The sequence below is a fragment of the Treponema ruminis genome (assembly GCF_014201975.1).
GTDB lineage: Bacteria > Spirochaetota > Spirochaetia > Treponematales > Treponemataceae > Treponema_D > Treponema_D ruminis.
This window is the reverse complement of record NZ_JACHFQ010000002.1, coordinates 342,416-365,370: the sequence shown is the minus strand read 5'-3', so window position 1 is coordinate 365,370 and position 22,955 is coordinate 342,416. Positions and strand designations below refer to the sequence as shown.

18 protein-coding genes are annotated in these 22,955 nt (G+C 45.6%); 17 read left to right on the top strand and 1 reads right to left on the bottom strand.

Annotated features, from left to right (window positions below; translation table 11 throughout):
- Positions 1 to 11 precede the first annotated feature (11 nt).
- From rpsO to HNP76_RS03995, 13 genes are all read left to right on the top strand, one after another.
- Positions 12 to 281, top strand: a complete 270-nt coding sequence (gene rpsO, locus HNP76_RS04055) for a 30S ribosomal protein S15 (protein WP_184657746.1) — start codon at positions 12 to 14, stop codon at positions 279 to 281.
- 163 nt (positions 282 to 444) lie between these two features.
- Positions 445 to 2,550 (top strand): polyribonucleotide nucleotidyltransferase, encoded by a 2,106-nt coding sequence (gene pnp / locus HNP76_RS04050; protein WP_184657743.1) that lies wholly within the window; start codon positions 445 to 447, stop codon positions 2,548 to 2,550.
- A 218-nt stretch (positions 2,551 to 2,768) separates the two neighbouring features.
- A complete protein-coding gene (gene galT / locus HNP76_RS04045) occupies positions 2,769 to 4,286 on the top strand; it encodes a UDP-glucose--hexose-1-phosphate uridylyltransferase (protein ID WP_184657741.1) in 1,518 nt (505 codons plus the stop codon).
- Positions 4,287 to 4,298: 12 nt separating this feature from the next.
- Positions 4,299 to 5,309, top strand: a complete 1,011-nt coding sequence (locus tag HNP76_RS04040) for an aldose epimerase family protein (protein WP_184657739.1) — start codon at positions 4,299 to 4,301, stop codon at positions 5,307 to 5,309.
- Positions 5,310 to 5,407: 98 nt separating this feature from the next.
- On the top strand, positions 5,408 to 6,601 hold the full coding sequence (locus HNP76_RS04035) for a galactokinase (protein ID WP_184657737.1): 1,194 nt from the start codon (positions 5,408 to 5,410) through the stop codon (positions 6,599 to 6,601).
- A gap of 43 nt (positions 6,602 to 6,644) precedes the next feature.
- Positions 6,645 to 7,637 (top strand): LacI family DNA-binding transcriptional regulator, encoded by a 993-nt coding sequence (locus tag HNP76_RS04030; RefSeq protein ID WP_184657735.1) that lies wholly within the window; start codon positions 6,645 to 6,647, stop codon positions 7,635 to 7,637.
- Positions 7,638 to 7,658: 21 nt separating this feature from the next.
- Entirely contained in the window at positions 7,659 to 8,858 is a 1,200-nt protein-coding gene (locus HNP76_RS04025) for a sugar ABC transporter substrate-binding protein (protein WP_184657733.1), read from the top strand.
- A 45-nt stretch (positions 8,859 to 8,903) separates the two neighbouring features.
- Complete coding sequence (locus tag HNP76_RS04020; protein WP_184657731.1) at positions 8,904 to 10,220, top strand: carbohydrate ABC transporter permease; 1,317 nt, start codon at positions 8,904 to 8,906, stop codon at positions 10,218 to 10,220.
- Positions 10,217 to 11,068: a sugar ABC transporter permease gene (locus HNP76_RS04015; RefSeq protein ID WP_184657729.1), complete on the top strand. Its 852-nt coding sequence runs from the start codon at positions 10,217 to 10,219 to the stop codon at positions 11,066 to 11,068. The genes HNP76_RS04020 and HNP76_RS04015 overlap by 4 nt, the downstream gene beginning before the upstream one ends.
- A gap of 31 nt (positions 11,069 to 11,099) precedes the next feature.
- Positions 11,100 to 13,280, top strand: a complete 2,181-nt coding sequence (locus HNP76_RS04010; protein WP_184657727.1) for a beta-galactosidase — start codon at positions 11,100 to 11,102, stop codon at positions 13,278 to 13,280.
- Complete coding sequence (dut, locus tag HNP76_RS04005) at positions 13,277 to 13,717, top strand: dUTP diphosphatase (protein WP_184657725.1); 441 nt, start codon at positions 13,277 to 13,279, stop codon at positions 13,715 to 13,717. The genes HNP76_RS04010 and dut overlap by 4 nt, the downstream gene beginning before the upstream one ends.
- Positions 13,717 to 15,141, top strand: coding sequence for an LptF/LptG family permease (locus HNP76_RS04000; RefSeq protein WP_246462711.1), 1,425 nt, complete (start codon positions 13,717 to 13,719; stop codon positions 15,139 to 15,141). The genes dut and HNP76_RS04000 overlap by 1 nt, the downstream gene beginning before the upstream one ends.
- Complete coding sequence (locus HNP76_RS03995) at positions 15,138 to 16,208, top strand: LptF/LptG family permease (RefSeq protein WP_184657724.1); 1,071 nt, start codon at positions 15,138 to 15,140, stop codon at positions 16,206 to 16,208. The genes HNP76_RS04000 and HNP76_RS03995 overlap by 4 nt, the downstream gene beginning before the upstream one ends.
- A 110-nt stretch (positions 16,209 to 16,318) precedes the next feature.
- Here the strand turns inward: HNP76_RS03995 and HNP76_RS03990 are convergent, their stop codons facing one another.
- Positions 16,319 to 17,074: an SDR family NAD(P)-dependent oxidoreductase gene (locus HNP76_RS03990; protein ID WP_184657722.1), complete on the bottom strand. Its 756-nt coding sequence runs from the start codon at positions 17,072 to 17,074 to the stop codon at positions 16,319 to 16,321.
- Between the two features lie 88 nt (positions 17,075 to 17,162).
- Between HNP76_RS03990 and tgt the strand changes: the two genes are divergently transcribed.
- The 4 genes from tgt to HNP76_RS03970 all read left to right on the top strand — a co-directional run bounded on the left by tgt (position 17,163) and on the right by HNP76_RS03970 (position 22,947).
- On the top strand, positions 17,163 to 18,311 hold the full coding sequence (gene tgt, locus HNP76_RS03985; RefSeq protein ID WP_184657720.1) for a tRNA guanosine(34) transglycosylase Tgt: 1,149 nt from the start codon (positions 17,163 to 17,165) through the stop codon (positions 18,309 to 18,311).
- A 15-nt stretch (positions 18,312 to 18,326) separates the two neighbouring features.
- A complete protein-coding gene (locus HNP76_RS03980; protein WP_184657718.1) occupies positions 18,327 to 20,027 on the top strand; it encodes a HEAT repeat domain-containing protein in 1,701 nt (566 codons plus the stop codon).
- Between the two features lie 105 nt (positions 20,028 to 20,132).
- Positions 20,133 to 21,068, top strand: coding sequence for a DUF2156 domain-containing protein (locus tag HNP76_RS03975; protein ID WP_184657716.1), 936 nt, complete (start codon positions 20,133 to 20,135; stop codon positions 21,066 to 21,068).
- Positions 21,055 to 22,947 (top strand): DMT family transporter, encoded by a 1,893-nt coding sequence (locus tag HNP76_RS03970; protein ID WP_184657714.1) that lies wholly within the window; start codon positions 21,055 to 21,057, stop codon positions 22,945 to 22,947. Before HNP76_RS03975 ends, HNP76_RS03970 begins: the two co-directional genes overlap by 14 nt.
- Positions 22,948 to 22,955: the final 8 nt, after the last annotated feature.

The window sequence follows — 22,955 nt, the reverse complement described above, 5'->3', positions numbered from 1 at the left end:
GGAGTAAGTAAATGGCACTTACAAAAGAAACAACAGCTGCTTTGGTCAGCAAATTCGGCGCTAACGAGGCTGACACAGGTAACACAAAAGTTCAGATCGCTCTTCTCACAGAACGAATCAAGCAGCTCACAACACACTCACAGAACTTCCCAAAAGACACAAGCTGCAAACGCGCTTTGCTCAAAGTAATCGGTGCTCGCCGCTCTCTTCTCAAATATCTCCAGAGAAAAGACCTCGAGACATACCGCTCACTCATTAAAGAGCTCGGCCTCCGCAAATAATTCTGTTTTTTTTGCAATCCCATCAGGCAGATGTCTGGTGGGATTTTTTTTTTGCCCATTTTGAAAACTTTTCATTGATTATTATCTTATAATAGTTTAAAATTATAAAGTTATTATATTTAAAACGTACATCGGATGTAGTGATGTATGTAGGAGTAAAATTATGTCTGTAGAAAGAGTAACCTACAAACTTGGAGATTCCGAACTTATCCTTGAGACTGGTAAAATCGGTAAGCAGGCAAATGGTTGTGTATATGCACAGTATGCAGGTGCAGCAATCGTTGCTACAGTTTGTGCTTCATCAGAAGTAAAAGAGGGATTGGACTTCGTTCCTGTTACAGTTGAGTACAACGAAAAATATTATGCAGCTGGTAAAATTCCTGGCGGATTCATCAAGCGTGAAGGACGCCCAAAGGACAAGGAAATCCTTGTTTCACGTCTTATCGACCGCCCGATGCGCCCGCTTTTTGAAGTAAGCTTCGGCCGCGAAATTCAGATTGTTCCAACATGCGTTTCATCTGACGGAATCAACCCGCCGGACATTCTTGCAGTTATCGCTTCTTCTGCTGCAGTTTCAATTTCTGACATTCCGTTCCACGGCCCTGTCGCAGCCGCTCGTGTTGCTTACATCAACGGTGAATATGTCATCAACCCGACATTCCAGCAGCAGGAAAAGGCAGAGCTTGAAATCGTTGTTGCCGGTACAAAAGACGGCTTCACAATGGTAGAAGGCGGTGCAAACGAAGTTTCTGAAGACATCATGCTCGGCGCCCTCGAAAAGGCACAGGGCTTTATCACAGCAATGTGTGAGCTTCAGGAACAGCTTGTTGCAAAATGCGGCAAAGAAAAGCTTCCTCTCGCTCCACTCAATGTTGAGCTTGAGAACAAGGATGCCATCATCGCAGAAGCAACACCACTTTTGGAAAAAGCCTGCTTCCAGGACGGCAAAATGAACCGCGGCAAGGCAATTTCTGAGGTTAAAAAGCAGGTTGTTGCAAATCACGCAGAGCAGCTCGCTGACGAAATCCAGAAAAAGCTCTTTGACCAGTGCTTCGATGACATTCAGTACAACCTTCTCCGAAAATCAATTTTGGACAAGGGCTTGCGAATCGACGGACGCAAATGCGACGAAATCCGCCCAATCACTTGTGAAGTCAACGTTCTCCCACGTCCTCACGGCTCGGCTTTGTTCACACGCGGTGAAACACAGTCTCTCGCTGTAACAACTTTGGGAACAGCACTCGACGCACAGGTTCTCGACGATATCGACGGAGAGAGAAGCGAAAACTTCATCCTCCACTACAACTTCCCGCCATATTCAGTTGGTGAGACAGGCCGCCTGACAACTGGCCGCCGCGAAATCGGTCACGGAAACTTGGCTCGCCGTTCTTTGGCCCCAATGATTCCTCCAATGTCAGAATTCCCATACACAATCCGTGTAGTTTCAGAGATTATGGAATCAAACGGCTCATCTTCACAGGCTTCAACTTGTGGTGGGTGTCTCTCATTGCTGGCTGCTGGCGTTCCAATGAAAAAGATGGTTGCCGGTATCGCAATGGGCCTTATCACAGAGCCGGAAGGCGACAATCCATACGGACGCTACAAGATTCTTTCTGATATCCTCGGTGAAGAAGATCACTTGGGCGACATGGACTTCAAGGTTGCCGGTACAAAAGACGGTATCACTGGCTTCCAGATGGATATCAAGATTGCCGGCGTTACAACAGAAATCATGAAGAACGCTTTGGCACAGGCAAAAGCTGGCCGCCTGCACATCCTTTCAATCATGGAGAAGTGCATCGACAAGCCTCAGCCAATCAGCCCGTTCGCTCCGAAAATCCTCACAATGAAGATTGCTCCGGACAAGATCGGCGCCCTCATCGGACCAGGCGGAAAGAACATCAAGGCTCTCTGCGCTCAGTACGGTGTTACAATCAACACAGAAGACGACGGAACAGTTCAGATTTACGGCAAAACAGGCAAATCAGCCGAAGAAGCAAAAATCGCCGTTAAAGGCATCTGCGAAGACCCGGAAGTCGGCACAATTTACAACGGAACTGTTAAACGAATCATGGAATTCGGTGCGTTCGTTGAGATTTTGCCAGGCAAAGAAGGCTTGTGTCACATTTCCAAACTTTCACGCGGCCGCGTAGAGAAGGTAACTGACGTTCTCAAGGAAGGACAGCAGATTCCTGTAAAACTTCTCGAAGTTGACAAGCAGGGAAGATTGAATCTTTCTTACATCGACGCAATCGAAGCAAAGAAATAATTTTAATCCACAGATTAACACAGATTTTCACAGATTATGTGTTTTGCAATATGAAATTTGTAATCGGTGCTAATCTGTGTCTATCTGTGTATATTTTTAACTCCAGTCATCACGACTGGAGTTTTTTTATGAAAAATTGAAAAAAAATGATAGTACCGCTATCAAAAATCGTAAATTTCTATTGATAATTTTGTGCAATCGGTTGTACAATATTAGTCATGAGCATTTACAATGAGATTAACCGCCTTGCTTCTTATGGACTTAAAGCAGGGCTTATTGAAAAAGAGGACTTGATTTTCGTCAAAAACCAGTTTCTTCTTCTTTTGAATCTTGACGGATTTGAAAAGGACGAGGATGTTTCTTCTCTTCCGAACGTTGAAATTTCTGACCTTGAAGACATCCTCAAAAACATTCTTGATTATGCCGTTGAAAAGGGACTTACCGGGGGAGAGGGCGTTGTTTACCGTGATTTGTTTGATGCCCGCCTTATGAGCGTAATGGTTGACAGACCATCGAACATCATTAAAAAATTCAATGAGCTTTACGCAAAGTCTCCCAAAGAGGCTACGGACTTTTTCTATAAATTGAGTCAGGATTCTGACTATATCCGCCGTTACCGTGTCTGCAAGGACTTAAAGTGGATTTCAAAAACTCCATACGGAGACATGGATATCACTATCAATCTTTCTAAGCCAGAAAAGGACCCCAAGGCAATCGCCGCTGCCAAGCTCATGAAGCAGGCGGGCTATCCTAAGTGCCTTTTGTGCAAGGAAAACGAGGGCTACGCCGGTCGTGTAAATCATCCTGCCCGCGAAAATCACCGCATTATTCCGATTGAACTTGCCGGAGAAAAATGGGGCTTCCAGTATTCTCCTTATGTCTACTACAACGAGCACTGTATCGTCTTCAAGTTCGAGCATTCGCCCATGGCAATCTCCAGAAAAACTTTCGAGAGACTTTTGGATTTCGTTGAAAAATTCCCTCACTATATTCTTGGAAGCAACGCGGACTTGCCGATTGTCGGCGGTTCAATCCTTACCCACGACCATTTTCAGGGCGGAGCTTACGAGTTCCCGATGGCAAAGGCTCCTGTTGAAAAGGAATTTACGGTCAAGGGCTTTGAAGATTTAAAATGCGGAATCGTAAAATGGCCGATGAGCGTTATCCGTGTCGCAGGCGAGAAAAAAGAGAGGCTTGTCGAGTTTGCAGAGCATGTTCTTGAAAAGTGGCGCGCTTACTCTGACGAAAGTGCCTTTATATTTGCTGAGACTGACGGAGAGGCGCACAATACATTGAATCCGATTGCCCGCCGCCGTGGAAAACTCTTTGAGCTTGACCTGGTTTTACGCAACAACATCACGACTGCTGAGCATCCGCTTGGAGTCTATCATCCTCACGCAGAGCTTCACCACATCAAAAAGGAAAATATCGGCCTGATTGAAGTCATGGGACTTGCGATTCTGCCGGGGCGACTCAAGACTGAGCTTTTAGACTTGAACACAGCCTTGCGTGCTGGAAAAGACATTGCTTGTGACGAGAATCTTTCAAAGCACGCTGACTGGGTGGCAGAACTCCGGGAAAGATACGATTTTGCATCTATGAGCGAAGAAAAGTGTGATTCAGTCCTTAAGGAAGAAGTCGGTCATGTATTCTCTAAAGTCCTTGAACATGCGGGCGTTTATAAATACACTGATGAAGGAAGAGCCTCGTTCATGAAATTTGTTGAGGCTCTGTAAAAGGGGAATTTTATGACAGAAGTTAAAAAACTGGACGACGAAATTACAGCTTTCACTGTATCAAACGGAAAAGTCAGCTTTACTGCAATTGAATGGGGCTGCACAATCACAAACCTTTATGTGCCTGCAAAGGACGGCTCAAAAGTTGACATCCTTCTTGGATTCGACACTCTTGACCAGTGGAAAAAGGGAACTGAGGCTCACAACGCAATTGTAGGCCGTTTTGCAAACCGAATCCGCGGTGCAAAATTCAGCCTCGAAGGAAAAACTTACACTCTCGACAAAAATGACGGCGAAAACTGCCTTCACGGCGGAAACACACGCTACGAAAAACAGCTTTGGAAGGGCGAGAAATATTCTGATTCAGAGGGCGAGGGCGTAAAATTTACACGAACTAGCCCGGACGGCGAGCAGGGCTTCCCTGGAAACGTCGAACTTTCTGTAATCTACAAGCTCAACGACAAAAACGAGCTTATCTGGGAATATTCTGCAACAAGCGACAAGGCAACACCTCTCAACCTTACCAACCATGCTTACTTCAACCTCAACGGAAAGGGCAGCGTAGAAGGCCATCACCTTCAGCTTGACTGCAAGTCAATCCTTGAGACAGCCGCAGACTCGGCACCAACCGGAAAAATCCTCGACGTAGCCGGAACTGTATTCGACTTCACTAGTGAAAAACTGGTCGGAAAGGACTGCGACAAGGTTGAGCCGCTCAAAAACGGCTACGACCAGTGCTTCATCACAGGCGGAAACGAGACAGGTCTCGTCCGCTTTGGAAAAATCTGGTCAGACGAAAGCGGAATCAGCATGGAAATGTTCACGAACCAGGCAGGCGTTCACGTCTACACGGCAAACTATATCGGCGGAAAAATCGGAAAGGGCGGTGTAACTCACAAGCCTCACGACGGTATCTGCTTTGAGACAGAGCGCTTCCCGAACGCAATCAACGAACCAAGCTTCCCGACTTGTGTCCTGAATCCTGGTGAGAAATATTTCCATAAAACGATTTTTAAGTTCTAGCCCGCGTTGCGCCCGGCGTTTGAGGGCGCAGAGGGGGTAGGGCACAACGAAGTGTGACCGAAGGGGGAGGCTTCCCCCTTCTTGAATAGGAGAATAAAATGGGATTGACCGCAAAAGAATACGACCCCAAGGATTTGCCGGGGGAATTCATTAAAACTTACGGCGGAAAAATTGAAGATGTGCGCGTATACGCTTCACCGGCACGAATCAACATCATCGGTGAGCACATTGACTACAACGGCGGAAAGGTTTTCCCTGCCAGCATCGACCGCTATCTTTATGTTGCGATTCGTAAGCGTGCGGATTCAAAAATCATCTACAACGACGTGCGTTTTCCGGGAACTTACGAGTTTGACGTAAACGACAATTTTGCCTTTGACAAAAAAAATGACTATGCAAACTACCTCAACGGCATTTTGAGCCAGATTAAGGCTCAGGGCTACAAGCTCGACTCTGGCTTTGAGATTCTCATGGTCAGCAATGTTCCTGCAGGCGGAGGAATTTCTTCTTCCTCTGCCCTGGAGTGCGGCTTTGCCTGGGCTGTGAGCGAGACTTTCGGCTTCAATATTGACCGGGTTGAAATCGCTAAGCTTGGGCAGATGAGCGAGCACAATTTCATGGGCGTAAACTGCGGAATCATGGATCAGTTCATCATCGCGACAGGCAAAAAAAATACCGCCGAAATGCTGGACTGTGCAACACTTGAATACGAGTACGCGCCTCTGGAACTTGGCGACTACCGCTTTGTCGTAATGAACACGAACAAGGTGAGAAAGCTTTCTGACTCAAAATACAACGAAAGGCGGAGCCAGTGCGAAGCTGCCTTGAAGATTTTGCAGGACAAGGGCCTTTCAATTAAGGCTTTGTGCGAGCTTACTCCTTCAAAATGGGAAGAAGTCAAAACTTTTGTAAGCGATGAAATCCTTTTGAAGAGGGCAAAGCACTGCGTTTACGAAAACCAACGGGTTCTCGATGCCGTTACTGCCCTCAGGGCAGGTGACCTTAAAAAACTCGGCTCCCTTTTGAACGAATCCCACAAATCGCTCAAAGAAGACTACGAAGTCACTGGAATCGAGCTCGACACTCTGGCTGAAACTTCTCAGAAGCAGGAAGGCTGTCTTGGTGCCCGCATGACTGGTGCAGGTTTCGGTGGCTGTGCAATCGCACTCGTCCACAAGGACAAGGTTAAGCAGTTCATCGATAACGTCCAGAAAGAGTATACTGCCAAGATTGGCTATGCTGCCGGCTTCTTCCAGTGTGAGACTGGCGACGGAGTTACCCGCATAATTTAATTTTTTCCTTGACAATTCGTGCAATCGGTTGCACAATGTTTGTATGAGCAACCGATTGCACACTAATAATTTTACAATGGAAGACATCGCTCTCGAACTCGGGCTTTCGAAAAGTACGGTTTCCCGTGCCCTGTCAGATTCCGGTAGAATTAGCATCGAAACAAAAGAAAAGGTAAGGGCTTGCGCAAAAAAGCATGGCTTTAAGCCAAATCTTGTTGCAAAAGCCCTTGCCGGTCAGAAAACCCTCAATATTGTCGCCATCATGCCCTTTGAGGCCAGCGCTTCCCAAATGCTGTTTTTCCATGAGTGCCTTTCGGGGATTGTAAGCCGCTCTTCCCAGGACGGTTATAGTATTCTTGTCAGCATGACCCAGGAAAAGGACAGCGGAATTCTGGAGAGGGTGCTTTCAAACGGCAAGGTTGACGCCGCAATCCTCACACAGCTGCGTCATGATGATAAGACTGTGGAACTGCTCAAAAGCCATCATCTTCCTTTTGTCGTAATCGGCTCTGGTGCCGGAAGTGATGTCGTTCACGTTGACTCACGAATGAAGGAATCCTGCGCTGAATTTACGAGAATCTGTACAAAAAATCTTAAAAAAGACTCCCAGGTGCTTTTTGTCTGCGGTTCTCTTGATGTTGAAGCCAATAATAACCGTCTTTCAGGCTTTTTGAGCGGAATGGAAGATTCTGATTCCCTTCAATACGCGGTCTGTACCGAAGCGGCTGACATTGAGGACGAAATTTCCCTCAAATCTTGGAATATGATCCTCTGCTCAGATGACGTAATCTGCATGCAGGTTCTCGAATATCTTGAAAAAGAAAAGATTGCTGTCGGAAAGGATGTTAAAGTCGCTTCCTTCCACGACAGTCTGCTTCTCGAATCCCATTCGCCCGGCATAACGGCTCTTCATGTCGATGCCTTTAGTCTTGGTTCTACTGCTGCTGAACTTTCACTAAAAATCCTGGGTGAAAAGGAATATGATTTTGTAAACTATGTTGATTGCTCTTTCCAGATGCGCGAGTCAACATATTAATAAAGAAGGAGGAATTTTTGCATGAAAAGAGTCGCAAAAATCGGAATGGTCGCACTTTGTGCTGTAACTTTGTTTGGTTTTTCTTCTTGCAACAAAAAAAAGGCTGCTGATGAAAAAATCACTTTGACGGTTTGGGAATCTACTAACGGTCCTGATGAATTCATCAAACAGGCAGGTGAGGCTTTCACTAAGACACACCCAAATGTAGTAATCAAATATGAAAATGTCGAGCTTACAGATACAACAGGTAAGATTGCCCTTGACGGTCCTGCTGGAAAAGGTGCTGACGTTTTTGTAGCTCCGCATGATAAACTTGGTGCCCTTGTTGCAGGCGGCCATGTTCTTCCGACAGCAAATCCTGATGATATTAAGGCTCGTGCTCTCGGCGCATGTTCACAGGCTCTTACTTACGAAGGCACAATGTACGGCTATCCTGTTTCTGCCGAAACATACGCCCTCTTCTACAACAAAAAACTGATTTCAGATAATGAAGTTCCGAAAAACTGGGATGACTTGAAAGCCTGGGTTTCAGACTTCAACTCAAAGAATCCTGGAAAATACGGTTTCGTTATGTGCTGCGAAGGCTACTACACAATCATCTTCACAACCCGAAATGGAAACCGCCTCTTCGGAAAAGACGGTACAGACCGCAAGAACTCAAACATCAACTCTGCCGAGTCTATCGAAGGCATGAAATTCTTCCAGACTTTGAAGGATGTCGTAAAAGTTCCTTCATCTGACCTCGATACTGCAACAGTTGACGGTGCTTTTCAGAGCGGAAATGCCGCAATGCACATCACTGGCCTTTGGAATGTCGTTCCATTTGAAAAAGCAGGAATCGAATTCGGCGTTGCTCCTCTTCCAGCCCTTCCTGGTGACTCAACTCCAGCCGCTTCATTCAGCGGAACACGCGCTATGTTCGTTTCTGCTTACTCAGAGCATCCTGCTGAGGCTAACGAATTTGCTGCCTTCCTCATGAGCGACGAAATGCAGAAACTCCGCTTCGAAATCACTGGTGCCCTTCCAAGTATCGATACAAAAGTTTCAAGCCCTTATGCAGAAGGCTTCCTCAAGCAGCTTGACTATGCTTTCCCAATGCCTACAGTTCCTGAAATGGGAATGTACTGGGAAGCTATGAACAGCGCATCAAAGAACATTTGGGACGGCGCTGACGTTAAAGCCGAACTTGATGCATGTAACAAGGCAATGGTCGGAAACTAATTCTTCCGCTTCATTACTTTTGTGAATTAAAATTGAGAGGAGTCTATGGAACTTAAAAAAGATAAGTCGGACATGAAGAAAATAACAAAGACAGCCTGCTGCTTTATGGGACTTTCGCACCTTCTTTTTCTGAAGGATTATGTTAAGGGAGCTTTCTTTGCCCTCTGTGAAATCCTCTTCTTTGTTTCCCTTCCTCTTGTCGTAAAGAAAATTATCGGGCTCGTCACTCTTGGAAGTCCCCACCCGGAGCTTCCTGTTAAAATGCGTGACAATTCGATTTTCATGCTTATCGACGGTATTTTGATTATTGCCATCATTGCAATTTTCGTCATTGTATATATTCTGAGCGTAAAAAGCGCCCAGAACGGCTATGCTGAATATTGCAGGACCGGCCGACTTAAGAATCAAAAAGAATCCTTAGACAATGCACTGGGAAAATCTTTCCCGATTTTTGGACTTGCGCCAGCTTTCGTCATGGTCTTAGTCTTTGTCGTAGTTCCTCTCCTTTTTAGTATCGCAGTTGCTTTTACAAATTACTCCGACCCGTCGCATATTCCTCCTAATAACACTGTCGACTGGGTCGGTTTCCAGAATTTCGTTGAGCTGCTTGGAGGCCAGAATTCATGGTCAGTCGGTTTCTTGAGGATTGCCGGCTGGACTTTAGTCTGGGCTGTTCTCGCGACCTTCACCTGCTATTTTGGCGGCCTGATTGTTGCGGTTCAGCTTAAGGAAATTCACGTTCGTATCGCTCCTGTCTTCAGGTTTATTTTCATTCTGCCATATGCGGTTCCTGGTGTCGTTTCGATGCTTGTCTGGAAAAATCTTCTGAACGGTTCTTTCGGAATCGTAAACAGAAGCCTCATGGCTCTTGGAATCATTTCTCAGCCGATTCCCTGGCTGGGTACTGCAACTATGGCCCAATTCACCTGCGTGGTCATAAACCTCTGGGCCGGTTTCGGTTATTTCATGCTCCTTTCGATGGGAACAATGACTGCAATCAGCGAGGACTTGAACGAAGCGGCCAGAATTGACGGTGCGAACAAAAAACAGATTTTCTCAAAAATTACTCTTCCCCTCGTTTTGTATCAGACTTTACCTTTAATCATCATGAGTTTTGCCCACAACGTAAACAATTTCGGGGCAATCTTCTTCCTCACAGGTGGAGCGCCGACAGTCTCGGACTCAACCACAACTCTCGCAGGCGGCACGGATATTCTTGTCACCTGGATTTACAAGCTTACGGTCAACCTCATGAAGTACAACTATGCTTCAGTCATCGCGGTCATGATTTTCATTGTTCTTGCTCCTTTCGCGATTTTCAATTTCAAAAATACTAAGGCATACAAGGAAGGCTCTCTATGATAACTATTACAAAAGATCAGCTGGTCAACCGCTTGAACAAAGCCGTAATTTACATGATTTTCTTTTTGATTTCACTCTTCGTAATCTATCCGCTGATTTATGTCGTGAGCGGTGCCTTTGCCCCCACGAACTCAATCGCGGCCCTTAATATAATTCCCTTCAAAGACGGATTTACTCTTGAACACTTTGTCGATTTGTTCACGAAAAAATCCTACGGCAGATGGTTTTTGAACACCCTGCTGATTGCCACTGAAACAAGTGCGGCTACGGTCGTGATTTCCTCACTTTCGGCCTATGTTTTTTCCCGCTTCAACTTCAGGTTCAAGAAGTCATTTTTGATGTCCCTTCTCATTCTTCAGATTTTCCCGAGTTTCGTCGGCATGATTGCGATTTATGTAATCCTGCTTAGAATCAACGGACTTGATACCCTCTGGGGCCTGGTTCTTGTCTATGTGGCAGGAAACATTCCCTACAACACCTGGCTGGTCAAGAACTACATGGACACGGTTTCAAAAAGTCTTGATGAGGCGGCAAGAATCGATGGTGCAAGCCACTTCCGCGTATTCGCTCAGATTATAATGCCTGTGGCAAAGCCGATTATCACTTTCCTTGCAATCACAAGCTTTACGGCTCCCTGGATGGACTTCATTTTCCCAAAAATGGTTCTCCGAAGCCCGGAAAATCAGACCCTTGCCCTGGGACTTTTCGGATTTGTCACTGATAAAAAGAACGAATTCACGATTTTTGCGGCCGGTTCGCTGCTTGTATCAATTCCATTTGTAATTTTCTTCCTTGTGAGCCAGAAAACATTGATTTCCAGCTTCGGTGGCGCGGCTGTTAAGGAATAGTTACCAATTAGGAATTAGAAATGGAGATTTTATGTCTTACAGTTTTGACAATATAAGCATTATGAAAGAGGGGGAGAGAATTTTCCCGATAATGGGGGAGATTCATTATTCCCGCGTGCCCCGCACTGAATGGAAAGAGCGGCTTTTAAAGATGAAGGCCGGCGGCGTTACAATCGTCAGTGCCTATGTCATCTGGATTCATCATGAAGAAATTGAAGGACACTACGACTGGAGCGGCAACCGGGACCTGTCTGCCTTTATGGAATGCGTTAGTGAGTGCGGCTTGAAGATGCTGCTTAGAATCGGTCCCTGGTCTCATGGTGAAGTCAGAAACGGCGGCTTCCCTGACTGGCTTTTGCATAAAGATTTTGAGCCCCGCACGAATGACGAAAAATACTTCGCCCTTGTAAAAAAATGGTATTCAGAGATTTTTTGGCAGGTAAAAGGCTTTATCGCAAATCCTGCTGACGATTCGAGCAGGGAAAAGCCAATTATCGGTGTTCAGATTGAAAATGAGTACGGACATTGCGGCGGCCTTTACGAAAAAGAAAGCGGTGAAGCTCACATGCAGCGTCTACAAAAAATCGCGAAAGAATGTGGCTTTAACGTTGCTTTGTACACAGCGACTGGCTGGGGCGGTGCCTGGACCGGCGGAATGCTGCCTGTAATGGGCGGCTACTGCGATGCTCCCTGGGATCAGCGGGTCACTGAGATTGAGCCTAGCGGAAACTATACCTTCACCCATGAGCGGAACGACCACAATATCGGAAGCGACCACGGCTTTGCCTACGGAATTACCTTCGATTTGAAAAAATTCCCTTACCTCACGGCGGAACTTGGCGGCGGACTCCAGGTTACAAGCCACAGGCGGACTATTGCCACTGCTAAGGATATTGCAGCCGTCGCCCTCTCAAAACTTGGAAGCGGGGTAAATTTGCTCGGATTTTACATGTACACCGGCGGCACGAATCCGGAAGGAAAGCTTACAACCTTGCAGGAATCCCGGGCAACCGGCTTTCTCAACGACCTTCCGGTTAAGTCTTATGATTTCAGGGCGGCCATCCGTGAATTCGGCCAGGTTTCGGACACCCTGCGCGAGCTCAAGCTCTTTTCATATTTTGCTGCCGAGTGGGGAAGCGATTTGTGCGGATTGCCGGCGGAAATCCCCTGCGAAGTAAAGCCGGATGATTTAACTTCCCTCCGCTATTCTTTCCGAAGCGACAAAAAGCGGGGTTATATTTTCGTCAATAATTACGTCCGCCACCAGAAAATGGCTGAGCATAAGGACTTGGAATTAAAGTCTCCTGACTCAAAAATCCTTTTCCCGAAAATCAATGTTGAAAACGGCGACTTTTTCTTCTTCCCGTTCAACATGAGCTATGGAAAATCTCTGGTCAAAAGCGCTAGGGTAACGCCATTTACGAAAATCGGGGCAAATAAGGAAATCTCTGTATTCTACAAGCGGGAAAATGACTCCGCCAGTTCAGATTTCTTTGATTTTTCAGAAAGGGGAAATGAAAAATTCCTGGTCCTCAGCAAAAAAGACGCTTTGAATGCCTGGAAAATGAGCGATGGAAGGCTTGTGATTACAGACGGCCAGTCAAGCGCCCTTGAAGATGAAAAGGGCAGGATAGTGATTTCAACAAGAAGCAATGGAGAGCTTTTCGTTTATCCTGATTTTAAAAAAGAGCTGGCCGCCTTCAAAAAATCTGGCCTTGAAAACAAAAATGCCGCCAGCGATTTGGATCAGATTCTTTTTGCAAAATACCAGCCTCTTGAAAAGTGCGAAAAATCATGCGGAAAAATCCCTTTTGAGAAAAAATCTTCGGAAGATGGAAAAGTTTCCTACAAAATCGATTTGAGCGCCTGTATCGAAAGCCTACGCAAAAAAGAACCTTCAAAAAATCTTTCGGATATTTTCGTAAAAATAGCCTACACAGGAAATACTGCCGGCCTTTACGAAATAAAGGGCGGAGAGCGAAAACTGATTCTCGACAATTTCTATCTGGGCGAGAACTATCCCTGGGAAATCGGCTTGAAGCGTTTCCTTGAGGCTTCCATTGATTTTTCCAATCTTGAACTTGAAATCCTTCCTCTTAAAAAGGATGAGAAAATCTACCTTGAAAAGTGGCCTGATTTCAGTGGCGGCGAAATTGCGGAACTTCATTCGATAATGACAAGTTTTGAGTTCTCCTATATAATAGAAGAATGAACAAAGTAACAGTCAAATGCGTCGCTTCTCAGGGAGCGATTATTCCTCAATATAAAACTTCCGGGGCTGCAGGTGCTGACATCTGCGCCCTTCTTGCTGAACCAGTCATTATCAAAAAGGGCGAGCGTGCAATGATTCCAACCGGGCTTTTCTTTTCAATCCCGGAAGGATATGAGATTCAGGTTCGCCCTCGTTCCGGTCTTGCTGCTAAAAATGGTGTCACGGTCCTCAACACACCGGGCACTATTGATTCTGATTACCGTGGCGAAGTCAAAGTCATCCTCATCAACCTTGGTAACGAAGATTTTGAAGTTAAAAACGGTGAGCGCATCGCACAGATTGTTCTTGCTCCGGTTACGATTGCTGATTTCGAGCAGGTTTCAGTCCTTGATGAGACAGAAAGAGGTTCAGGCGGATTCGGCTCAACTGGTAAGTAATGGCATTCCCGATTTGGAAGCTCAGGCAGCTTATTGCAAAAAAAAAGAAGGAATTTCTCAAGCGATTTAAAAAGACTTCTGCCTTTTATCCCATCAAGCGCATTTTGGTTTCGGTTATTTATTACCGCCGCACATGGGCCAGGAGTCAGGCCAAGAAAAACCTCGAGGAATTCGGCAAGTTTCTTCTATTAAAATACAGCGAATTCAATCTTCTCAATTCCTGCTCGCGTAATCTTTCAAAACTTTTTGCCAGACTCAAGTTAAAGAAGCAGGCTGATTTTTTTGCGACCTTAACTCAGGAAGAATCGGGAATCAACAGGCATGTTCTTTTCCGCTATCTCATGAAGGAGCTTTTCCTTTATTTTTTTATCGCCTTCATCTTCTTTTTCATGGTCTTTTTCGTCAATCAGATTCTGCTCGTTGCCGAAAATATCCTCAAAAAACGTGTTCCTGTCATGGACGTAATGCGCCTTATCACATATTCTCTTCCCATGGTAATTGCCCAGTCTGCGCCTTTTGCAACCCTGGTCGGATTTTTGATGTGTCTGGGACGACTTGCCAGCGAAAACGAGATTTTGATTTTCCGTGCGAGCGGTCAGGGCTACCGGGTTATCTTAAAGCCTGTACTGATTCTGGGCGTTATTATTTCAATCGGTTCTTTTTTCGTGAACGACTATCTTCTTCCTCTTGGAACCCTTAACTACAACAAGCTTTACCGTTCAATCCTCACTTCAAATCCTGCCGTCGAACTGGAGTCCAATTCAATCAAAAGAACGAATGACAAGACTCTGGTAATCGGTGAAGTCTCAGGTGAGAACGTGAGCGATTTGATTTTCTTTGATACTGACGGTGATGACGGGCAGAGGATTATCGTTGCCAACAAATCCCAGATTAAAAAGGCTTCTGCCCCCGGCGTCCTCATGAAATTGATTATGAATGACGCAAGTGTAATCATGTTCGACCCCGACAAAAAAAATGACTACGACGTTCTTACGAGCGAAAATGTCGAGCTTAATATTTTTGAATCAACTTTCCTTGAAAATGACCGTGCCGTTTCTCCGCGTGAAATGACCAGTTACGACCTTTATAAAGAAATCCGCAAGATGAGGGGCGATGCCGATGTTTCCGAGAAAAAGCGCAACCGCTACCATCTTGAAATGGCCAAAAAATTCTCAATGCCCTTCGGTTCGATTTTCTTTGCTATTCTTGCCATGCCTCTGGCCCTGATTTTTGGTAAGCACAACGGCCAGACAATCGGATTGATTATCGGTCTTTTTATTTCGGTTTTCTACTGGGCTGTCAGCATCGTCGGCCAGATTTTCAGTTCACGAACAGGTGTTTACGGTATTACCACAATGTGGGCGCCAAACCTTTTGATTGGCGTTGCCGGAATTCTTTTCTATCTGAGGCTTTTGAGAAAATGAAAATTATTGAGTACCTTTTTAGAAAAGTAATTCCTCTCTTTGTGGGCGCGCTGATTTTTTTCGCCATGGTTCTCGTTTTGGTCGATTTGATGATGAACCTGTGGAATTTTATTTCAAATGGCGTTCCGGGCCTGAAGGTAATGAGGATTATGGGACTTTATGTGCCCAAATGCCTCTGGTACGCCACACCGATTGCAATTCTTTTTGCGGTTTCCTACACTTTGAGTGACTTGTACGCTAGCAATGAGCTTATCGCGATTTTTGCTTCAGGAATTTCACTTACGCGATTCACTTTCCCTCTTTTGATTTTTGCTTTTGTAATGAGCTTTGCCCTCTTTTTCTTTGATGACAAGGTAGTCGTGCCCACTTATGCCAAAAAAACTGCCGAACAGGAAGAAGTCCTCAACAAAAACAAAACTCTGAACAATGATAAAATCGTAATCCTGAGTGAAAACGGCAATATCTGCTATAAAGCTGAATTTTACGACGATGAGGCCAAAAGACTTACATCGCTTTACATTATAATTCGGAACGAAGACAAGACATTGAACTCTGTTATCCGCGCTGATTCAGCAGTCTGGCGCGATGATCGCTGGGTTTTGTCCGGGGCAATTCAGTACACTCATGTTGAGGACACGATTAAGGCCGTTTCGCTCTCTTCGGACGTGCTTGACCGCCTGGTTGAGCCGCCTGAAACATTCCAGAACAACGTAATAAGTGTTGAAACAGTAAACTCTGCCACGGCAAAAGTCTACATAGAGCATCTGCAGAAAGCCGGTCTTCCTTTTGCCGAGCCGATGAGCCTTTATTACAAGAAATTCTCCTTTCCATTCATTCTCTTCATAGTCGTCTTCCTGTCAGTTGGCCTGAGCGGTAAGACCCGCAAGAACGTAATGCTCATGAGCCTTGCTTCCTGCATCAGTGCGGCCGTCTTGTTCTACGTTACCCAGATGATTACCATGCTGCTGGCAAAGTTCGGCGCAATTTCCCCCTTCATGGGAGCCTGGTTCCCGGTCTTTATGTTCGTTGTGATTGCGGCGGTGGTTTTGAGATATGCGAGAACGTAAAAATTGGGCGCTCCCACCTTTGGTGGTCGGGTGTTCCGCCCTTTGCTCACGCTCATTGCCAGCAAGCTGGCAACTTCGGGGCTACATACCCTAGCGCGAGCAAAGTTTTTTTACTGGAGTACGAATCCGCCGTTTGGTGAGATTATTTGTCCTGTAAGATATGGTGCTGTGAGAATGTATGCCAAAGCTCCTGCAATATCAGAAACATCGCCGATGTAGCCTTCCGGGATTGTTGCGGCGAGCGCGTTGAGTTCGTCCTGATTAACTCCACGGAGCATGTCGGTCATAATCATGCCTGGTGCGATTGCATTTACACGTACTCCACGGCCTGCAAATTCAAGGGCGAGGGCACGGGTCAAACCAATGAGACCTGATTTTGAAGCACAGTAATCTGCTTGATTGATTACGCCTGTCATGCCGCCTACAGAAGATGTATTTACGATTACGCACTGTGAATCCTTTGAGGAATGATTAATCATGTGCGGAAGAACCAGATGTGTCATGTGAAGCGCGCTCATGAGATTTGTTCCGATTACACGCTCATAAGCTTCGTGTGTGATGTCAATCCAGTTGCTGTTGTTTGTGATTCCTGCATTGTTTACGAGAACATCGATGTTATCACCGAATTTTTCTACGGTTGCTTTTACGAGCTTTTCGCAGTCTTCGTATTTGCTGACATCTGCTTTGACAACAAGTGTTCCGACTTTGTATTTGCTTTCAAGATCAGCTGCGATTTTTTCAGAAAGTGCCTTTGAAGAGTCGCTTCTGTAATTGATAACTACATTGTATCCGAGTTCGCCGAGTTTTTCGCTCATTGCCTGTCCGATACCACGAGATCCGCCTGTGATAATTGCTGTTTTTGACATTAAAAGCCTCCTGTTTTTGTCATTGTCCTTTTCAGAATACAACGCTTTATTGAATTTGTCGAATTTTTTGTGATATACTCGTTTTGAAATGATAGACAATATTTTTGAAATCAAACACGAATCTACTGACGGCAAGGCCCGCACCGGCACTCTGCATCTTCCGCATGGGGATGTTCAGACTCCTGTTTTCATGCCTGTCGGAACCAATGCCACTGTCAAGGCACTCACAAAAGATGACTTGGACGAAATCGGTTTTGAAATTATCCTTGCCAACACTTATCACCTTTACCTGCGGCCGGGGCCGGATATTATCGAAGAGGCTGGCGGTCTGCACGGATTTTCCGGCTGGAAAAAGAATTTTCTCACTGACTCTGGCGGTTTTCAGGTCTGGTCCCTTTCAAAATTGCGAAAAATCACCGAAGAGGGCGCGCTTTTTTCTTCAAACATCGACGGAAGCCGCCACATGTTCACGCCTGAGCGGGTAGTCGACATCCAGGCTCAGTTCAATTCCGACATTCAGATGCAGCTTGACGTCTGTACCGGCTGGGGCGAGGATAAAAAATCAGCGATTCACGCCCTTGAAATCACCAAAAACTGGCTCAAGCGGGCAAAAGAAGAATGGATCCGTAAGTGCGACTCCGGCTACAAGGGAATCCTCATGCCAATCGTCCAGGGAAATTTCTTCGAGGATCTCAGAATCCAGTCGGCAGAGTTTGTCACTGAGATGAACATGCCTGCAATCGCAATCGGAGGTCTTAGCGTTGGTGAGCCTCCTGAAGTTTTTGCAAGCATGCTGGACTTTACCGTAAATTATCTTCCAAAAGAAAAGGCAAAATATGTCATGGGAATCGGAACTCCGGACTACATTCTGGACGCCGTTCATTCTGGAATCGACATGTTCGACTGCGTTCTTCCCACCCGCAATGCCCGAAACGGAAGCTACTTCACCCGCGACGGAAATCTGCCGATAAAACAAGAGAGGTTTGCCCGCGATTTTGGACCTGTTGACCCTGAGTGCAACTGTAAGGTCTGCCGTAATTATTCGCGCGCCTATCTCCGCCATCTTTTTAAGTCACAGGAAATTTTGGGAAGCATGCTGGCAAGTTACCACAACCTTTACTTTTTGCACAGCATGATGAAGGAAATCCGCCTGGCAATTTCAGAAAACCGTTTTGAAGAATACAGGACGAATTTCCTGAAACGCTATCACTCGGATGCCTGGAAGCTTAAAGGTTAGCGCTTTGGAGTCGTGATGAAAAAGAGTACCTTGTTTTTAGCAATAACTTTTCTCGCCGGAGCATCTTTTGCCCAGGAAGGGGAGTCTGGCTTTGGTCAGATTGAAATTGCTCCTTCTGAGCCGGCCATTCCAGAGCCGGAAATTTCGATTGAAAGCTCTGAAATTTCGATTGAGGAAACGACCGTAATTTCATCTTCCGAAGACTTTGACGCGATTTCTGGGGCTGATGATTTTTCAATTGAAGAAGAGCCGCGTGTTAAAAAGGAAAGTCTTGCAGGCGTAAGCGATGTACCCAATTCAAAACGACCTAAATCTCCTGATTCTGCAAAAGTCGAGGAGCTTAATAACACGGATCCTGAGGCCAACGAAAAAAATGCTGATATCCTGAAGTATGGTCTTGAAGAGGACATTTCCGAGCTTCTGGACACTATGACCAAAAAAAAGGATGTGCGCTTTGTCAACGAGGTCTACGATCTTTTTCAGGACACAAAATCCGTCGCAATCCGCGAAAAAATCCTTAATTTCTTTAAGACTATCGAAGATCCCTGTCTTGAAGACTACGCCGTCATGGTTCTGAACGATCCTTATGACGAAAAAAATTCCACTGTAAACGCCTGTTTCTCATACCTTCAGATGGCTAAGACTAAGGAAGCCGTTCCTGCAATCTGCACTTTGCTTGAAAGCGACAACGAAGAATACTTTACCGGTGCAATCGAGACTCTGGGAAAAATCGGTGGAAGCCGGGAAGCCGTCTACATCACAGAATATCTTGAGCGCGAGGATTTGACTGTTGCCCAGCGACAGAGCCTTGTGCGCGTGCTGGGCCAGCTTCATGCCCTTGAAACTTACGACAAGCTTGTTGAATATGCCCAGGACAGCGACGAAAATGCCTTTGTTCGCATGTACAGTGCCGAGGCAATCGGTGTCATGGAAAAGCCTGAGGCCCAGGAAATACTTGCAGACTTGTTCGAGGACACCAATCCCAACCTCCGCCAGTATGTAATCAAGGGAATCTCTCATTTTAAGAACAGCGAAGCCAATGAAATCTTGATTCAGGGCCTGAAGGACAGCCATTACAAGGTCCGCCAGGAATCAATCATCGCGATAAAGGAAAATGACGTCAAGGAAGCCGACGAATACCTGATTTACCGGGCAAAAAATGACCCGGTTCAGGCCGTAAAGAATGACTGCCTCGACTGTCTTGCAAAACTCAACACCTCAAAGGGAAATGAATATCTTCTTTCCCAGATTACAGAAAAAAAAGTTCCTGATCCTCAGAGGGCCAGGGTTGCCAAAGTCCTTCTTGAAGAGGGGCGGGGAGCCAATGAAATCGTCGAGCTCTGCAAGGAGACTGTAAAGGACGACAAACGGAAGCAGCTCCGTTACGCACTCGGAAAGGAAATGGCAAAATACGAAAATCCTGCCTTTGCCGACATAGCACTTGAATTCCTCAAGCACAAGGACACTTCTACAATCGGAACAGGCCTCGACATCTGGGCAAAAGGACGCTACTCAAACTGTAACGAAGCCGTCAACGAGCTTGCCGACAAGGCTGACCTGACTGCCAAAAACAAAAATCAGCTTGCAATCAAGGCTGCCAGACTGCTTGGCCGTGACCTTGAAAAGCAGAGCGAGCAGAAGGAAGCCGAACGCAAGGCCGCCGAAGATGCCAAAAAAGCCAAAAAGAACGGCGCCGGCTTGGGCGACGTGGAATAAGCCTGTTTTTTGAATCCTCTAACATAAAAAAATCTTAAAGAACTCTTGTTTTTTAATCCGCATACGGTATAATCTTAAATGAAGTATAAAATTTGAGAGATTTTCATGTTGGATTTTCAACCGTTTTCTTTGGATAAAAAGAACTTTCTTGACGATTATTTTTTTGCCTATGGCGAAGGTTCATGCCAGCATTCATTCGTTTCTTCATTCTGCATGTCAGAAAAATACGGTGATAAATTTGCCTTAAAAGATGACTTCCTTTTCATACTGCGCGAAAAACGCTGTACAAGTAATGAACGTATATATCTTTTCCCGCTTGGAAATATGGAAAAAACTGAAAGCCTGCGCCGGGCCGTGGATTGCCTCATTGAGGACGCTCATTCTCATGGTGCAAAAGTAAGGTTTGAAACAATAACTGAAAGGGCGAAGGATTTCATTGCAGAAAACTATTCCGAGTCTCTTTCGATTACAGAAAGCCGTGACGTGGCAGAATACATATATGATTGCGAGAAGTTTGCGGCAATGCAGGGCGGGGAATATCATGACCGCAGAAAGCATGTGCGCAAATTCCTTGATACCTATAAGGACCGCTGGAATTTAGAGAATGTTTCACCGGCTTATTTTTCACAAATGCTCAGCCTGTCTGAAACATGGCTCAAAACAAAAGTGACTGACGATAACAGGACTCAACTTATGTGCGAGCATAGGGCCATCGAAAAATCACTTAAATATTGGAATGAGCTTGGAATGGAAGGACTTGTGCTCTTTATTGACGGGGAGCTCAAGGGCTTTATTTACGGCATGAAGCTGGACAGCCAGACTTACAATGCCATGATTTTAAAATCTGACAAATCCTGTGTTTATGTCAGTCCATTTTTGTACCGCTCTTACGCTGAATTATGCGGAAAAAGTGCTAAATGGGTGAATCTTGAGGAAGATTTGGGAGATCCCGGTTTAAGGCAGATGAAGCTTTCTTACAGGCCTGACCACTTGCTGAATAAATATTTTGTAAAGGAAATTAACGCCGATGAACAAGCTTGAGGCCAGCGTATCGCTTTTTATAATAACTTTCTTTTGTTCAATTCAGTATGCCTTTATCGCGGGCGTGCCGGAATCCGTATCTCAGTTTGCATATCTTACCGTCACCAACGCAATCGGCTTCATAATCATGCTGCTTTTTTTCTTCGGTGAGCTTTTCCGTATTGATAAAAAGCAGGTTTTTCAGTCATTCATCCTTTCCCTGGAGCTTGTGGCCTTCAATGTCTTTCTGGTACTGGGGTCATCAAAAGTCGGCGCTACTGTATGTTCCTGCCTGCTTTCTGCATATTTTGCCTTCGTTCCGCCCCTTGGACTGATTCTCTTCCGTGAAAAACCTGACTGGCGGACCTTTCCTGGAATCTTCCTCGTCCTCATCGGTCTTTTTTTAATGATGGATGCTGATTTTAAAGGGCTTCTCAACATGGGAACCTTGTATCTCATTCTCGCAGACATTGCCTTTGCCCTTTATATACTGAGCATGGGACGCTATTCTTCAACTTCAAACCCTTCAATCATTGCGATGGGCCAGGTATTTTTCTCCCTGCTTATTTCACTGGGATGCTGGATTGTTCAGGTTCTCTTTTTCGGAAAGACTTTTGCTCTTCCGACCGAACCTTCTTTCTGGGTTTGCGCCATATACATAAGTTTCTTTATCCGCGGCATATATACCATCGTGCAGCTCTATGCAATGCGCTATGTCTCGGCTTTGGAGACCTCACTTATTTTTTCTACTGAAATCATCATGACCATGTTCATGTCGCCGGTTCTTGCCCTTGTCTTTAGTACCAAGGCTGAGGAAATTACCATAGGCCATATTATTGCCGCCGGATTCATGATAGCTGGAGTTCTTGCGGCGGACTCTTCCGTTCAGAAAGCTTTTTCGTCTGTATTTACAAAGATGAAGAATTCTCTTGGATTTTTGAGTCAGCTTTCTCTTTCCGGGACAAAGACTTCCTTCATGCGCTGGATGCGGGTATCGCTTATGGTTGCCCTTGTCTATGTCATGCTTGATTTTATGGTGCAGAAGGCAGGATTCTTACAGTACAGTTCAATCGTCGGCCTAAAGAATTTTCTTCCTCCCCTTGTGGGCGTGCTCTGGGGACTGTATGGGGCTTTGGGTACTGCAATCGGAAGCCTGCTTTCTTCCATTATATTGGGAGTTGCTCTCTCTACGGCCCTTGCAGAAATTCTCTGTAATTTTCTTATCGCTTCGGGAATGTGGCTTGCATGGCATGTTTTCAATGCTTCGGTTGGCCACACTGTCACTTTTAAGACTTGGAGAAGTCACCTTGTCTACAGCCTTTCCCTTGTCCTGCTCTCTTTTTTAAGTGCAATTATTGCCTCCCTTATTTCTGATTCAAGCATATTCATGCAGGTCTTCTGCTCTTATTTGATTCTGGGGCTTCTGCTGGGCGTGCCTTTGTGCATTATCTTTGGAAGCACTCTCTGCGTTGAGAATGTAATTCCTGTCTGGTATCTTGTCATGCCTGATTTAGCCTGTATTATTTCCGGCATGAATGAAAAGGATGCCGCAGACAGTGACCAGACCCTTGCCTATTGCAACGAGAAGATTGAGGAGACTGCGAGCTATTGTGGTATTCCCCAGAGGCGAATATTTGAGATGGAAGGATGTATTGAGGAGCTTTTTCTCCGCGTAAAGAAAGCCCTGCCTGATGCGGTTTTATATCTTGTCGTTAAGTACGGCAGCTCAATTTCACTTCGCATTACTTACAGCGGGGAATTCTACAATCCTTTCCGCCTGGAAAAAGACGAGGATATGCTTGATATTGCAAGCCTCAAGCTGCTGAGGCATCGGGCCCTGAGAGTCTCTGCATACTACAAGAAACGTGAGCATATGACTCATATTCATATCGTAATATAGACATAAAA